Source organism: Mycoplana sp. ABR4_002 (genome assembly GCF_056159645.1).
In genome coordinates, this window is record NZ_JBSWVO010000002.1 from 439,592 (window position 1) to 453,998 (window position 14,407).

A 14,407-nucleotide genomic window follows, 5' to 3' on the forward strand; every position below is an offset into this window, starting at 1 on the left:
GCTGCCTGCGGCGTGCACTTCGTTCAAGTCGCGTCCGATCCCTTGTTTCGTCTGTTGACAGCGACAAAATATGTCCTTTATGCATAAAGAACAATTTGGCGTTTGACCAGTGGGCAGGCCCAGCGCTTGCCCGCCGCCGCCCAGGGGGAGGACAGAATGGCCCGTATTACCGGCATGCGCGTTTTCGACCTGCGCTTTCCGACATCGCACAGTCTGGACGGCTCCGATGCGATGAACCCGGACCCGGACTATTCGGCCGCCTACGTCATCCTCGATACCGATCAGGCCGGTCTCGCCGGGCACGGGCTGACCTTCACCATCGGCCGCGGCAACGACATTTGCTGCACGGCCATCCGGGCGATGGAACATCTGGTCGTCGGCACCGGCCTGGATGAGGTGCGCAAGGCGCCTGGAAAATACTGGCGCCACCTGACCAGCGACAGCCAACTCCGCTGGATCGGCCCGGACAAGGGCGCAATGCACCTTGCGACCGGCGCCGTCGTCAATGCGGTGTGGGACCTGCTGGCGAAGCAGGCGGCCAAGCCGGTCTGGCAGCTCGTTTCGGAGCTCCCGCCCGAGGAAATCGCCGACATCGTCGACTACCGCTATCTCACCGACGTGCTGTCGCGCGACGAGGCGGTCGCGCTGCTAAAGAAGGCGCAGGCCGGCAAGGCCGAGCGAATCGAGACGCTGCAGCGTGAGGGCTATGCCTGCTACACCACGTCGGCCGGCTGGCTCGGTTATCCGGAAGAAAAGCTGCGGCGGCTGTGCCGGGAGGCGGTCGATGCCGGCTTCAACCACGTAAAGATGAAGGTCGGCCGCGACATCGACGACGACATCCGCAGATTGACGGTCGCCCGGGAGGTGATCGGCCCCGACCGCTATCTGATGATCGACGCCAACCAGGTCTGGGAGGTCGACCAGGCGATCGACTGGGTGAACAGGCTTGCCTTCGCCAAGCCCTATTTCATCGAGGAGCCGACCAGCCCCGACGACATCGCCGGCCACCGCAAGATCCGCCGGGCCGTCGGCCCGGTGAAGGTCGCCACCGGCGAGATGTGCCAGAACCGGATCATGTTCAAGCAGTTCATCGCCGAAGGGGCGATCGACATCGTCCAGATTGACAGCTGTCGCATGGGCGGCTTGAACGAGGTGTTGGCGGTGCTGCTCGTTGCCGCCAAGTTCGACCTGCCGGTCTGGCCGCATGCCGGCGGCGTCGGCCTTTGCGAATATGTGCAGCACCTGTCGATGATCGACTACGTTGCGGTTTCCGGCACCAAGGAGGGCAGGGTGATCGAATATGTCGATCATCTCCACGAGCACTTCGTCGATCCCTGCGTGATCCGCAACGCCGCCTACATGCCGCCATCGAGGCCGGGATTTTCGATCGAGATGAAACCGCAATCCATTGCCCAATACACGTTCCGGCCGTAAAAGACGGGTCGCGGTCCGGGCAGGGGACATGGCCGGACATTCTGCCGAGGGAGTACCAGAGTTGAAAGAGATCCTGACGATCGCCGACCTCAAGGCGCGCGCGAAGCGGCGCGTGCCGAAGATGTTCTTCGACTACGCCGATTCCGGCGCCTATACCGAAGGCACCTACCGGGCGAACGAGGAGGATTTTCACAAGGTGAAGCTGCGCCAGCGGGTGCTGGTCGACATGTCGAACCGGTCGCTGGAAGGTGAGATGATCGGCGAGAAGGTGTCGATGCCGGTGGCGCTGGCGCCGACCGGCCTGACCGGAATGCAGCACGCCGACGGCGAGATGCTGGCCGCCCAGGCGGCGGAGGCGTTCGGTGTTCCCTTCACCCTGTCGACGATGAGCATCTGCTCGATCGAGGACGTGGCCGCGGTCACGACCAAGCCGTTCTGGTTCCAGCTGTACGTGATGCAGGACCGGGATTTCGTGCTCAACCTGATCGACCGCGCCAAGGCCGCAAAGTGCTCGGCACTGGTGCTCACGCTCGACCTGCAGATCCTCGGCCAGCGCCACAAGGACATCCGCAACGGGCTGTCGGCGCCGCCGAAGTTCACGCCCAAGCACGTCTGGCAGATGGCAACGCGGCCGCGTTGGTGCATGGGGATGCTCGGCACCAGACGGCGTACCTTCGGCAATATCGTCGGCCACGCCAAAAGCGTCACGGACCTGTCTTCGCTCTCGGTATGGACCAACGAGCAGTTCGATCTCCAGCTGTCCTGGAAGGACGTCGCCTGGATCAAGGAGCGGTGGGGCGGCAAGCTGATCCTCAAGGGCATCCTCGACGAGGAGGACGCGCGCATGGCGGTCTCGACCGGGGCCGACGCGATCATCGTCTCCAACCATGGCGGCCGCCAGCTCGACGGCGCGCCTTCGTCGATCAGCATGCTGCCGCGCATCGTCGATGCCGTGAGCGGCCAGGTGGAGGTGCATCTCGATGGCGGCATCCGCTCGGGGCAGGACGTGCTCAAGGCGCTTTGCTACGGCGCCAAGGGCACCTATATCGGCCGGCCCTTCCTTTATGGTCTCGGCGCCGGCGGCAAGGCGGGGGTGACCCGGGCGCTCGAGATCATCCGCAAGGAACTCGACATCACCATGGCGCTGTGCGGCGAACGCGACGTACGCAACCTGTCGCGCCGGAACCTGCATCAGGGCGTCTGATCTCTCCTCTCACGGTGCTGGCCGCGGCGGATCGTATCCGGACTGCGGCCGGTTAACTTTAGCAAAAGCTAATTCTATTGGATGGGGTCCCTGCAATTGCCAGAAGCCCGGATCGGGCGCACAATTCCGCCGTTCAAGCGGAGGGACGCATCCATGACGGATCGCAGGGAACTCGAGAGAACTGTGCGGGCCTTCTACCGGGCCCGGAATGACCACGACATCGACGCCATCATGAGCATGGTTGACCCGGTAGCCAGCTTCCGCATTGCCGGCAACTATCGCCTCGGACCGCTGACGCATTCGGTCGATGGCGCGTCCGAAATTCGTGCCCGGTTCAGCGACCTGATGGCAAGCTGGGACCTGTCGGACATGGATTTCGACAGCATCTACATCGATGGCGACACGGCGATCGTCCACCGGGCAGGGCCGGTCCGCTTCATCCCCCAGGACAGCTTCTTCGACACCGAGATGATGGACAAGCTGACGTTCCGGGACGGGCGCGTGATCGAGTTCACCGAATTTGTCGACACGCTGCAGGCCGCCGAGATCATCGGTTTCGTCAAGCCGTCCGGTGTCTGGACGGGTGTTGCCGGCGTGCCGATGGAAACGATGGAGGTCCTGGACGCACTCGACAGGCCGAACGCCTGACCGCGCGACCGACGGAGGGACTGGAACCGCGTCAAGGGTGCGTCGCCTTGGCGCGTGGCGGGCGTGCGGCGGCTCAGTGACCGCGCTCGAACCCCAGCAGCACGTTTACCGCGTTGACGCCGAGCGCGTCGATGGCGTAGCCGCCTTCCATGACGAACAGGGTTGGCAGATGCAAGGCTGCAAGCTGTCCGCCGATGATGAGATAATGCTCACTGTCGAGCTTGAACTTCGAGATCGGGTCGTCCTTGAACGTATCCACCCCGAGCGATACGACGAGCGCTGACGGGGCGAAGGCGGCGATCCTTGCCTGCGCCTCCTCGAAGGCTTCCCGCCACTCGGACCAGCCGGTGCCGGCAGGCAGCGGGTAGTTTAAATTGAAGCCGTCGCCTGCACCCTCGCCGCGCTCCCGCGCATGGCCGACATGGAAGGGATACTCGAAGTCCGGGTCACCGTGCAGGCTGACGACGAGCACGTCGTCGCGATCGTAGAAGATCTCCTGTGTTCCGTTGCCATGGTGATAGTCGATGTCGAGGACCGCGACGCGGTCGTGGCCCTGGTCGCGGAAGCGCTGCGCGGCGATGGCGGCGTTGTTGAGGTAGCAGTAGCCGCCGAAGAAGTCGCGGCCGGCATGATGCCCCGGCGGGCGGCAAAGCGAGAAGGCGGCGCGCTCGCCGTCGATCACCGCATCGGCTCCGGCAAGGGCCGTGTCGGCGGCGCGGCGGGCCGCCTGCCACGTCGTCTCGGTGATCGACCCGGCCATGTCGAAGGAATAGTAGGACAGGCGCGCATCGAGCCCGGAAGGCGGACGCGCGGCGGGCGGCATCGAGCGGTGGCGCCAGCTGTAGGGCCAGACCTCGCCGTCGCGTCCGGCGGCGCGCCATTCGGCGACGATGTGCTCGAGAAAGTCGAGATAGTCCGGTTTGTGGACGCTATCGACAGGGCCGCGGCCATAGTGCGGCGGCTTGATCACCGGACCCAGTTCAACCTCCCGGACCCGCGCGAGCACGATCTCCGCCCGTTCGGGTTTTTCGACGGTTTCGACGATCTTGCCGAATGCTAGTTCCATCCCGCTGTGGTGAAGATGGTGATCGGCGGTGTAGAAGGTCTTCATGGGGTGGCCTGAGAACTGGGAGGGTCAGACGATCTCGCCGTAGAGCGAGCGTTCGAGGGCAGTGATGTCGGCGGCAAAGCGGCGATATTCGGCTCGCTTGAGCGCGAGGAAGACGAAATGCATTCTCTCGCCGAGCGCGTCCTTCAGAAAATCGGAGGACGTCGCCGCGGCGATTGCGCCGCGCCAATCCGGCGGCAGGCTGTCGGGCGGGCCTTCGGCATAGGCGGTGGCGTGCGGGCCGGGATCGGCCTTGGCCGCAATGCCGCGCTGGATGGCGGCAAGCACGGTTGCGCCGACCAGATAGGGGTTTGCGTCGATGCCGGCGGCGCGCTGCTCCAGATGCCGGCCGGTGCCGGGGCCGGCGGGAATGCGGACGGCGACGGAGCGATTGTTCGTGCCCCAGGTCGGGGCCGTCGGCGCATAGCTCTGCGCCGAGAACCGCCGCCAGGAATTGAGGTGGGGGGCAAAGACGAGCATCGTCTCGTCCATGGTTTCGAGCAGTCCCGCCACCGCCTGGCGAAGGAGCGGCGACAGTTCCTCGCCCCGGTCGGCAAACAGGTTTTCGCCTCCCGCGCCGGCAAGGCTCGCATGCACGTGCATGCCCGATCCGGCCCGGCCGGCAAAGGGCTTTGCCATGAAGCACGCCATCATGCCGTGGCGAAGCGCCACGGCGCGCAGCAGGCGCTTCAGCATGACGATATCGTCCGCAGCTTTGAGCGCATTGTCGTGCCGAAGCGTCAGCTCGAACTGGCCCTCGGCATACTCGGAGATCATCGTCTCGACCGGCAGGCGCTGGGCCTCTGCGGCGCTATAGACCGCATCGACAAACGGTTCCAGCCGGTCGAGGTCGCTCACGCCATAGACCTGAACGCCTTCCGGTCGCTCGCCGGTCAACGGCAGCCGCAGCGGCTGGAAGTTGCCGATCGCGTCCTTCTCTCGGTCGAGCAGGTAGAATTCCAGCTCAAAGGCGAGGATTGGGTGGAAGCCGTCCGCCTTCAGCAGCGCGTCGCGCCGGGCGAGGGCGTGCCGAGGGTCGGCCGCCATCGGCGTGCCGTCAAGCTCGTAGAGCGCGAGCCGTACCTCGCCGCGCGGCGGGTTGGTCCATGGCAGTGACACGAGCGAGCCGGGGATCGGCCAGGCGCGACGGTCTGCGTCGCCGTCAGACCAGACCAGGCCGGTCTCCTCCACGTCCTCGCCGCAGACGTCGAGCCCGAGGATTGAGCCCGGCAGATGACGGCCGGCGCGGAAGATCGGCAGGAGTTCATGGCGGCGGACGATCTTGCCGCGGGCGATGCCGTTGGCATCGATCAGGACGAGGTCGAAGGCCATGATGTCCGGATGCGCGGCGAGGAAAGCGTCCGCTTCGGCGATTTCGGCCGCACCCTTGGGCCGTGACGAGGTGTCCCGTGTCATGCGCTCCCTCTCGCCGTCAGTCGCGCCAGCACCGCGCCGAAGGCCGCAACCAGCCCGTCTGCCTCCGATTCGGCGAGCGCCGGGCTCACCAGCACCATATTGTGGAACGGTGTCAGCAGATAGCCGAGATTGAGCATGGCAAGGTGCAGGGCCTGCTCGACCGTGTCGGAGGCGGCCGCCCGTGCCTCGGCAGCGTTGCGGACCGGCTGCGGCGAAAGCACCACCTCCAGCCGCGCGCCGATACGTGACACCGTCCACGCGAGCCCGCTTGCTGCAATGGCCGCCTTGAAGCCGGCCTCTATGCGGTCGGCGCGGGCGTCCATGGTCCGATAGGCCTCGTCGGTCATGACCCGTTCGAGGCAGGCTCGCAGGCAGGCAAGCTGGATCGCGCTGCCCGACAGGGTCGTGCCGATGCCGGAATGGCCGTGCCCGCTCTGCTCGCGGCGGATCACGTGCAACCGGTCGGTGACTGCTTCCGTCATGCCCCAGACACTGACGGGAATGCCGCCGCCGATCGGCTTGCCCATCACCATCAGGTCCGGTTCGAGCCCGTGCTTGCGGCTGTAGCCGCCAGGACCTGTCGAGATCGTGTGGGTCTCGTCGATCAGCAGGAGGGTGCCGGCGGCGCGCGTCAGCCTTCGTAATGCGGCATGGAATCCCGGATCGGGCAGGATCATGCCGCAATTGGTCATCACCGGCTCGGCCAGCACGCAGGCAATGTCGTCGCCGGACAGCGCCTCGGCCAGGGCCTTCTCGTCGTTGAACGGCACGGCGACGGTCTGTTCGCCGAGGTTCCGCACCTGGCCGAGCAGGTTGCGTCGCGAAACCGTCCGTCCATCGACCAGGTCGACCAGGGTGTCGTCGACCGCGCCGTGGTAGCAGCCGTCGAACACAAGCAGCTTCGCCCGGCCGGTGACGGCGCGGGCGACACGGATCGCAAAGCGGTTGGCGTCGCTTGCGGTGGCGGCAAGCTGCCAGCGCGGCAGACCGAAGCGCTCGGCCAGCAGGCGGCCGACCGCCTGCGCGTCGGACGACGGGAGCATTGTGGTCAGGCCGCGTGTGCCGGCTTTAGCGAGCGCTTGCAACACCGGCGCGGGACCGTGGCCGAACATCGCCCCGGTATCCCCGAGGCAGAGGTCGGTCAGCCGGTTGCCGTCGATATCGGTCAGCGTCACGCCGGTCGCGGTCTCGATGACGGGCGGAAAGGGTGATGGCCAGTCGAGCATCCAGTGTTGCGGAACGCCGTCGAAGAAGCCGGACGAGGTCTGCCGATGGAGCTCCGCCGAGCGCGGGCGCCGGCTGGCGAAGACGGTGCGCTCGGCTTCGAGGAGCGCGGCGGCCCGCGCCTCCAGATGCGCACGAGCCCCAGGCCGCCCGTCATTGGCGATGGACATGAAGCGCTTCCTCCCCTCGAGGTCACCGGGGCGCCGCGACCGCCTCGTCGCGGATGTCGCCGAAATGTGATCACCTATGGTAAGTTGTGATCTATTTGTCAATGAGACGTGACGGCGGTTCGCCGGGCTTGATCGCGCTACGGGCGACTGCCACAGTGCCGATGCGATCGCGGTCCCTTCGCGCCCCGATCGACCGGAGAGTCTGGCGGAAGGGGGGCGGATGACGCAGGAGACGGTCTACGAGATTTGCGATCCGCGATTTCGTCATCTCATCGTCGGGAGCGCGCGGCTGGAGGAACTCCATTCCGGCTGCCGATGGGCCGAGGGGCCGGTATGGTTCTCCGATGCCAACCAACTCGTGTGGAGTGACATCCCCAACCAGCGGATGCTGCGCTGGACGCCCGAGGGCGGCGTGTCGGAGTTCCGGCGGCCGTCCAATTTCGCCAACGGCAACACCCGCGACCGGCAGGGCCGCCTGGTGTCCTGCGAGCACGGGCTGCGCCGGGTCACTCGCACCGAGCCCGACGGCAGCATCACGGTGCTCGCGGACAGCTTTCAGGGGCGGCGGCTGAATGCGCCCAACGACGTCGTCGTCCGTTCCGACGGCACTATCTGGTTCACCGATCCGACCTACGGCATCATGTCTGACTACGAGGGACACAAGGCCGAGCCGGAACAGCCGACGCGCAACGTCTATCGGCTCGACCCTGCCACCGGCGAGATCGAGGCGGTCGTGACAGACTTCGGCCAGCCGAACGGGCTGGCCTTCTCACCCGACGAAACGATCCTCTATGTCGCCGACTCGGGCGCCAGCCACGACCCGGCCTGGCCGCGCCACATCCGCGCCTTCGACGTCGTGGACGGGCGCCGGCTCGCCAACGGCCGCGTGTTTGCCCTTGTCGACAAGGGGGTCCCGGACGGTTTCCGCCTCGACACCACCGGCAATCTCTGGACCAGCGCCGGAGACGGCGTGCATTGCTTCGCTCCCGACGGCACGCTGCTCGGCAAGATCCTTGTGCCGCAGACGGTCGCCAACCTGACCTTTGGCGGGTCGCGCCGGAACCGGCTGTTCATCACCGCGTCGACCTCGCTCTACGCGGTCTACGTCGCAGCGACAGGGGCGCAAGTGCCTTGAGGCGGTCGGCCTAGCCTCGTCCTTCGCGCTTGAGCTTCTGTTCCCTGAAGAAGATGAACAGACCCGAGGCGACGATGACGACGGCGCCGACCAGCATGGCCGTGCGCGGCATGTCGCCGAAAAAGATCCAGCCGAACAGGACTGCCCAGACAAGCATCGTGTATTGCAGCGGCACCACGGTTGCCGCGTCCGCCAGCTTGAGCGCGCGGTTCACCAGCAGATGCGCTGCCATCGCAAAGATGCCGAGCAGGCTGAGCAGGCCGAAGTCCACCGGTCGCACCGGTGTCCAGCCGGCCGGGTCGAGCGCGATGGCAATGAGCGAGAACAGGGCCGCGCCGGCAACCTGCCAGAACACCAGCGTCGTGTCCGGAGTGGCCCGCAGCACACGTCCGAAGATCAAGGCGAAGCTGAAGGCGAGGCTGCCTGCAAAGGCGATCAGGGCCGGCGGGCTGAGGCTGTCGGCGGATGGCTCCAGTGCAATGACGACACCGGCAAAGCCGACCAGAATCGCCGTCCAGCGCCGCCAGCCGACCTTCTCGCCGAGCATCATGGGCGAGAGGGCGGCGACATAGATCGGCGCGGCCAGCCAGTAGGTCATGGCATCGGCGAGCGGCATGAAGCCGACGGCGAAGTAGAAGGCGGTCGCCTCGAAGGCGAACAGCAGCGCCCGCAGGGCCTGCAGCCGCGGACGATCGACGCGCACGAGATTGCGCCAGCCCGTGCGCCAGAAGAACGGCAGCAGCACCAGCACAGCCGCGAGGCTGCGAACCAGTATGAGCTGCGGCGCCGAGTAGGTCGCGACCAGCCACTTTCCGAGCACGTCGTTCAATGAAAACATCAGCATGCCGAGCAGCATCAGCAGCACGCCGACTCGCGTCGCGTTCGAAGAGAGTGCCGTTCCGGCCGTCAGTTCGCTCATGATGAAATCCGTGCGCTTGGGCACGCGTGCGCTGCAAGGCGAGACGGGCCGCATTCGGTGACGCCAGCCTGTCGCACATCCGCTGCCGGCAATCCAATCAACAAATTTGATCGCCGCATGAAAACCGGACAAGCAAGGCGCGGGCGAAAAATCTGCGAACGGCAGGTTCCTGCGATTGATCCCTCGGTGAAGCGGTGAAATGCTGCAGCCGGAGATGAGGCACGTACCGCTTGCGGTGCGGCAAAAGGGAAGAGGCAATGGCAGACAGTAACGGCAACGGCGCCCGCCGGTTGCGGTCGCAGGACTGGTTCGACAATCCCGACCACGTCGACATGACCGCGCTCTATCTGGAGCGCTTCATGAACTACGGCGTCACGCCGGAGGAACTGCGCTCGGGCAAACCGGTGATCGGCATCGCCCAGAGCGGCAGCGACCTCAATCCCTGCAATCGCCATCACATCGAACTGGCCAAGCGCGTCCGCGACGGCATCCGTGATGCAGGCGGCATTCCGATCGAGTTCCCGACCCATCCCCTTTTCGAGAACTGCAAGCGTCCGACGGCGGCCCTCGACCGCAACCTTGCCTATCTCGGCCTGGTCGAGATCCTTTATGGCTATCCGCTCGACGGCGTGGTGCTGACGACCGGTTGCGACAAGACCACGCCATCGGCGATCATGGCCGCCGCCACCGTCGACATCCCGGCGATCGTGCTGTCCGGCGGCCCGATGCTGGACGGCTGGCACGAGGGCGAGCTCGTCGGCTCCGGTACCGTGCTGTGGCGGTCGCGGCGGAAATACGCCGCCGGCGAGATCGACGCTGCGCAGTTCGTCGACACGGTGATGGATTCGGCGCCGTCGATCGGCCACTGCAACACCATGGGTACGGCCTCGACCATGAATGCGCTCGCCGAGGCGCTCGGTCTGTCGCTGACCGGCTGCGCGGCGATTCCGGCCGCCTATCGTGAGCGCGGCCAGATGGCCTACCGCACGGGGCGACGGGCGGTGCAGCTCGTGCTCGAGGACATCCGCCCTTCGACCATCCTCACCCGCGCGGCCTTTCTCAACGCGATCCGGGTCAATTCTGCGATCGGTGGCTCCACCAACGCCCAGCCGCATCTGGCGGCGATGGCCAGACACGCGGGCGTCGAGCTCCGCCCGCAGGACTGGCAGGAGTATGGCTATGACATTCCGCTTCTCGCCGACGTGCAGCCCGCCGGGCGCTTTCTCGGCGAGCGTTTCCACCGCGCCGGCGGCGTGCCGGCGATCATGCGCGAGCTGCTGGACGCGGGTCGGCTCGACGGAAATTGTCGCACCGTCACGGGCAAGACGGTCGCAGAAGACCTTGAGGGCCGCCATGCGACCGATCGCGAGGTGATCCGTCCCTTTGCCGACCCTCTGAAGGAGCGCGCCGGCTTCCTCGTCCTGACGGGCAACCTGTTCGACTTCGCCATCATGAAGACGAGCGTGATCTCGCACGAATTCCGCCAACGCTACCTCAGCGAACCGGGACGGGAAGGGGTGTTCGAGGGACGGGCGATCGTCTTCGATGGGTCGGAAGACTATCATCGCCGTATCAATGATCCCGCGCTGGACATTGACGAGCGCTGCATACTGGTGATCCGCGGCGCCGGCCCGCTCGGCTGGCCGGGCTCGGCCGAGGTGGTCAACATGCAGCCGCCGGATCATCTTCTCAAGCGCGGCATAACCAGCCTGCCGACGATCGGCGACGGGCGCCAGTCCGGCACGGCCGACAGCCCTTCGATTCTCAACGCCTCGCCGGAGAGCGCGGCCGGGGGCGGTCTCGCCTGGCTGCGAACCGGAGACACGGTCCGGGTCGATGTCGTGCAGGGGCGTTGTGACATGTTGGTGGAGGAGGCCGAGATCGACCGGCGTCGGAAGGAGGGGATCCCTTCAGTGCCGCCGGACGCCACGCCGTGGCAGCGCCTCTACCGGCAGACGGTGACGCAGATCGCCGATGGCGCCGTGATCGAGGGTGCGCCCGACTTTCGCCGGATCGCGGAGAAGGTGCCTCGGCACAACCACTGAGCCGCGCGTTCACCCTACCTGAGCGCCCGCAGCGCGTTCACGATCACGGCCACGTCGATCAGTTCCTGTGTGAAGGCGCCGGCGACCGGCGGAAGATGGCCGGCGGCGGCGACCAGCATGGCAAGCACGGAGAGCCCGAGACCGGCCAGCACGCTCTGCAGGGCGATGCGCCTTGTGCGATGGGCGGCACGGATCGCCCTGATGAGGTTGTCGAGCCGGTCCACGAGCAGGACCACGTCGGCGCTCTCCGACGACGCGGCGGCGCCGCGGGCGCCCATGGCAATGCCGACGGTGGCCGTCGCGAGCGCGGGGGCGTCGTTGACGCCGTCCCCGACCATCATCGTCGGCGCCTTTGCCGCTTCACGCCGGACGATCTCGACTTTGTCTTCGGGGGCCAGTTCCCCGTGTGCATCGGCAATCCCGAGCCTGGTTGCAACCGCTGCGACGACGTCGGAGCGATCGCCGGAGGCGAGCACGACCCGGCGGATACCGGCCTTGCGGAATTCCTCCAGCATGGCTGCCGCATCCGGCCGGATGCGGTCGGCAAGCACGACGATCCCGGCCACCTCTCCGTCCACAGCGACGGCAACGACGACCGCGTCGACAGCCAGGCCGTCGCGCAGCGAGTAGGGATCGCCGCCGCGGCTGTTGTCTCGCACGTAGCGGCTGGCTCCGACCGTTACCTCGTGCCCCTCGACCAGGCCCGAGACGCCGGTTCCAGCCACCTCGCTGACGCGGCTTGGCGTCGAAAGCGACAGGCCGCGCCGGCGTGCGTCCTCAACCAGGGCCTGGGCGATCACGTGGTTCGAGGCCTGGTCGAGCGAGGCGGCGAGGCGAAGCATCTCCAGCGCGTCCCTGCCATCGGTCGCGCGCAGTTCTATGACGCGGGCTTCGCCGTAGGTCAGCGTGCCGGTCTTGTCGAGAACGGCCGTGCGGACGGAGGCGAGCGCCTCCAGCGCCCCGCCGCTCTTGATCAGGACGCCGAGCGCGGCCGCGCGGGACATGCCGGAAATGATCGCGACCGGCAGCGCCAGGATCAGCGGACAGGGCGTGGCAACGACGAGCACTGCGAGCGCACGGATGCGATCGCCGGACAGCCACCAGGCAAGGCCGGCGACCAGCAGGGTGAGGACCAGGAACCAGACCGCGTAGCGATCGGCGATGCGCATGCTGGGGGCCTTGCTCTGCTGGGCCTGCTGCACCAACCGGACGATGTTGGCATAGGTGCTTTCTGACGCAGGCCGCTCAGCCACGAGATCGAAGGCATCGCCGACATTGGTGGAGCCGCTGAGAATTTCGTCGCCTGATGCCTTGTCGACCGTGGCGCTCTCGCCGGTGAGGCTGGACTGGTCCAATGCGGCGGCTGCGGAGGCGAGCGCGCCGTCGACCGGGACCACTTCGCCGCGGCGGATGAGAATCCTCTGGCCGGGGACAATCGCGTCGAGCGGCACCTCCTCCAGCGTTCCGTCGGTGTAGCGCATCGCCGTGTGGGCCACGCGCCCGAGCAAGGCCGTCATCTCGTGCCGGGCGCGGCCTTCGGCAAAGTTCTCGAGCAACTGCCCGCCGGAATACATCAGCGCCACGACATTGGCGGCGAGCGGTTCGCCGAAGCTCAGCGCCGCCGTCATCGACAGCGCCGCGACCAGGTCGAGTCCGACGTCACCTCTGCGCAGCGACGTGGCGATCTCGATGAGCAGTGCGGCGAGCACCGGGACCGTCGCCGCGAACCAGATCCCGTCCGCCCAGGCCCCGGCCACGTTGATCCAGGCGAGGGTGCCGCCGACTAACCCGCTGGAAGCGATCGCGACCAGCGCCGTGCGAATGGTGCTGAGGTACTGTTGAGCGCTCGCCACGGTCAGCCCTCCGTTGCAGCCGTTTTCCGGAACCGGCCGGTTCATCGGTATGCGAGCGCGCAATCGAGGATCGATCGATCCGCGGCCGCCATGAACAGGCCCGCCATGAACAGGCGTTGACACGCCCGCCTCAACACCGGCTGACCTGACGGAGCAATAGCCGCCACCGCCCATTCGATCCGCACGCCAGCAGCCGGCGCCGTGTCCGCCGCGCTATGCCGATCACGCGGCGATGGTGGCGTCGACCGGCCCGTCGCTCTCCTCGGCAGGCTGTCGGGTAAGGTAGGCGATCAGGTCCTTGATCGTGACCAGATGCAGGCCGTGCTGCCGTGCGAACAGCGTCAGCTCCGGCAGGCGCGCCATGGTCCCGTCGTCGTTTGCGACTTCGCAGATCACCCCGGAGGGGGCCTTGCCGGCGAGGCGGCAGAAATCGATGGCGGCCTCGGTGTGGCCGGGCCGGCCGAGCACCCCCTTGGGGTTGGCGCGCAGCGGAAAGATGTGGCCCGGGCGGGCGAACGCGTCCGCCTTCGCGGCCGGGTCGATCAGCGCCCTGACGGTGGCGGCGCGGTCGGCGGCGGAGATGCCCGTCGTCGTGCCCGGCAGGTAGTCGACCGAGACGGTGAAGGCGGTCTTCAAGGATTCGGTGTTGTTCGGCACCATCAGCGGGATGTCGAGCGCGTCGAGGCGCTCGCCCTCCATCGACACGCAGATCAGCCCGCGGGCCCGGTTCATCATGAAGGCGATCTTCTCGGCGGTGGCGTCCTCGGAGGCGAAGACGATGTCGCCCTCGTTCTCGCGGTCTTCGTCGTCGACCACGACGATCATCTCCCCGCGGGCGATGGCGGCGATCGCATCTTCAATCTTCGAAATCGTCATGCTGCAGTCTTTCAAGGGTTCGGCCGGATCTTCCGGCGCTCGTTGCACCATCCCCGCCTGCGCGGATCAGGCAAACGTCCCTTGGGCGAACAGGCACCGCGCCCCGGCTCGTCGCGAGGGGTGGGCGTGCCTTGCTCTCTTCCATCCGGACTATACCGTCGGCTCCGGCCTCGCACCGGATCTGCTGACCTCCCGGCAGGGCCGGGAGCGCTCGCGGGCTCCGGGATCCCTCCCGATACCGCCGGTGGGGAATTGCACCCCGCCCTGAGAACAGCGCGAAGATAAGGATATCCGGGCGGCAATTGCAAGGGAGCCTTCGATCCGAAGAGGCACAAAAACGACGCCCGCGCGTTGAACACATCGTTGAACACCGGC

The 14,407-nt window shown here is 66.8% G+C and carries 11 protein-coding genes and 1 riboswitch; of the genes, 5 read left to right on the forward strand and 6 right to left on the reverse strand.

Annotated elements, in window-relative coordinates:
* The first annotated feature begins 156 nt into the window (after positions 1-156).
* From ACXAGF_RS22270 to ACXAGF_RS22280, 3 genes are all read left to right on the forward strand, one after another.
* A complete protein-coding gene (locus tag ACXAGF_RS22270; protein WP_475019721.1) occupies positions 157-1,434 on the forward strand; it encodes an L-fuconate dehydratase in 1,278 nt (425 codons plus the stop codon).
* Between the two features lie 61 nt (positions 1,435-1,495).
* Positions 1,496-2,638 carry an alpha-hydroxy acid oxidase gene (locus tag ACXAGF_RS22275; protein ID WP_475019722.1) on the forward strand — a complete coding sequence of 381 codons (1,143 nt, stop codon included), beginning with the start codon at positions 1,496-1,498 and terminating at the stop codon, positions 2,636-2,638.
* 153 nt (positions 2,639-2,791) lie between these two features.
* A complete protein-coding gene (locus ACXAGF_RS22280; RefSeq protein WP_475019723.1) occupies positions 2,792-3,286 on the forward strand; it encodes a nuclear transport factor 2 family protein in 495 nt (164 codons plus the stop codon).
* Between the two features lie 73 nt (positions 3,287-3,359).
* On the opposite strand, the gene ACXAGF_RS22285 is transcribed toward ACXAGF_RS22280, so the two are convergent.
* The 3 genes from ACXAGF_RS22285 to ACXAGF_RS22295 are packed head-to-tail and all read right to left on the reverse strand — an operon-like array spanning position 3,360 to position 7,204.
* On the reverse strand, positions 3,360-4,397 hold the full coding sequence (locus ACXAGF_RS22285) for a histone deacetylase family protein (protein WP_475019724.1): 1,038 nt from the start codon (positions 4,395-4,397) through the stop codon (positions 3,360-3,362).
* A 24-nt stretch (positions 4,398-4,421) separates the two neighbouring features.
* On the reverse strand, positions 4,422-5,810 hold the full coding sequence (locus ACXAGF_RS22290) for a glutamine synthetase family protein (RefSeq protein WP_475019725.1): 1,389 nt from the start codon (positions 5,808-5,810) through the stop codon (positions 4,422-4,424).
* Positions 5,807-7,204 carry a transaminase gene (locus ACXAGF_RS22295; protein ID WP_475019726.1) on the reverse strand — a complete coding sequence of 466 codons (1,398 nt, stop codon included), beginning with the start codon at positions 7,202-7,204 and terminating at the stop codon, positions 5,807-5,809. Before ACXAGF_RS22295 ends, ACXAGF_RS22290 begins: the two co-directional genes overlap by 4 nt.
* Before the next feature lie 220 nt (positions 7,205-7,424).
* Between ACXAGF_RS22295 and ACXAGF_RS22300 the strand changes: the two genes are divergently transcribed.
* Positions 7,425-8,339, forward strand: a complete 915-nt coding sequence (locus ACXAGF_RS22300; protein WP_475019727.1) for an SMP-30/gluconolactonase/LRE family protein — start codon at positions 7,425-7,427, stop codon at positions 8,337-8,339.
* 10 nt (positions 8,340-8,349) lie between these two features.
* Here ACXAGF_RS22300 and ACXAGF_RS22305 read toward each other — a convergent pair whose 3' ends face one another.
* On the reverse strand, positions 8,350-9,258 hold the full coding sequence (locus tag ACXAGF_RS22305) for a DMT family transporter (protein ID WP_475019728.1): 909 nt from the start codon (positions 9,256-9,258) through the stop codon (positions 8,350-8,352).
* A 257-nt stretch (positions 9,259-9,515) separates the two neighbouring features.
* Here ACXAGF_RS22305 and ACXAGF_RS22310 point away from each other — a divergent pair, with 257 nt between their 5' ends.
* Complete coding sequence (locus tag ACXAGF_RS22310; protein ID WP_475019729.1) at positions 9,516-11,303, forward strand: IlvD/Edd family dehydratase; 1,788 nt, start codon at positions 9,516-9,518, stop codon at positions 11,301-11,303.
* Positions 11,304-11,317: 14 nt separating this feature from the next.
* Here the strand turns inward: ACXAGF_RS22310 and ACXAGF_RS22315 are convergent, their stop codons facing one another.
* Complete coding sequence (locus ACXAGF_RS22315) at positions 11,318-13,201, reverse strand: heavy metal translocating P-type ATPase (protein WP_475019755.1); 1,884 nt, start codon at positions 13,199-13,201, stop codon at positions 11,318-11,320.
* A gap of 177 nt (positions 13,202-13,378) precedes the next feature.
* Positions 13,379-14,032 carry a 3,4-dihydroxy-2-butanone-4-phosphate synthase gene (ribB, locus tag ACXAGF_RS22320; RefSeq protein WP_475018166.1) on the reverse strand — a complete coding sequence of 218 codons (654 nt, stop codon included), beginning with the start codon at positions 14,030-14,032 and terminating at the stop codon, positions 13,379-13,381.
* A gap of 129 nt (positions 14,033-14,161) precedes the next feature.
* Positions 14,162-14,308, reverse strand: a riboswitch (FMN riboswitch).
* Positions 14,309-14,407 lie beyond the last annotated feature (99 nt).

Coding starts and splice junctions, on each gene's coding strand:
- ACXAGF_RS22270 (WP_475019721.1), top strand. CDS start 157: ATGGCCCGTATTACCGGCATGCGCGTTTTCGACCTGCGCTTTCCGACA.
- ACXAGF_RS22315 (WP_475019755.1), bottom strand. CDS start 13,201: ATGAACCGGCCGGTTCCGGAAAACGGCTGCAACGGAGGGCTGACCGTG.
- ACXAGF_RS22295 (WP_475019726.1), bottom strand. CDS start 7,204: ATGTCCATCGCCAATGACGGGCGGCCTGGGGCTCGTGCGCATCTGGAG.
- ribB (WP_475018166.1), bottom strand. CDS start 14,032: ATGACGATTTCGAAGATTGAAGATGCGATCGCCGCCATCGCCCGCGGG.
- ACXAGF_RS22280 (WP_475019723.1), top strand. CDS start 2,792: ATGACGGATCGCAGGGAACTCGAGAGAACTGTGCGGGCCTTCTACCGG.
- ACXAGF_RS22305 (WP_475019728.1), bottom strand. CDS start 9,258: ATGAGCGAACTGACGGCCGGAACGGCACTCTCTTCGAACGCGACGCGA.
- ACXAGF_RS22285 (WP_475019724.1), bottom strand. CDS start 4,397: ATGAAGACCTTCTACACCGCCGATCACCATCTTCACCACAGCGGGATG.
- ACXAGF_RS22290 (WP_475019725.1), bottom strand. CDS start 5,810: ATGACACGGGACACCTCGTCACGGCCCAAGGGTGCGGCCGAAATCGCC.
- ACXAGF_RS22310 (WP_475019729.1), top strand. CDS start 9,516: ATGGCAGACAGTAACGGCAACGGCGCCCGCCGGTTGCGGTCGCAGGAC.
- ACXAGF_RS22300 (WP_475019727.1), top strand. CDS start 7,425: ATGACGCAGGAGACGGTCTACGAGATTTGCGATCCGCGATTTCGTCAT.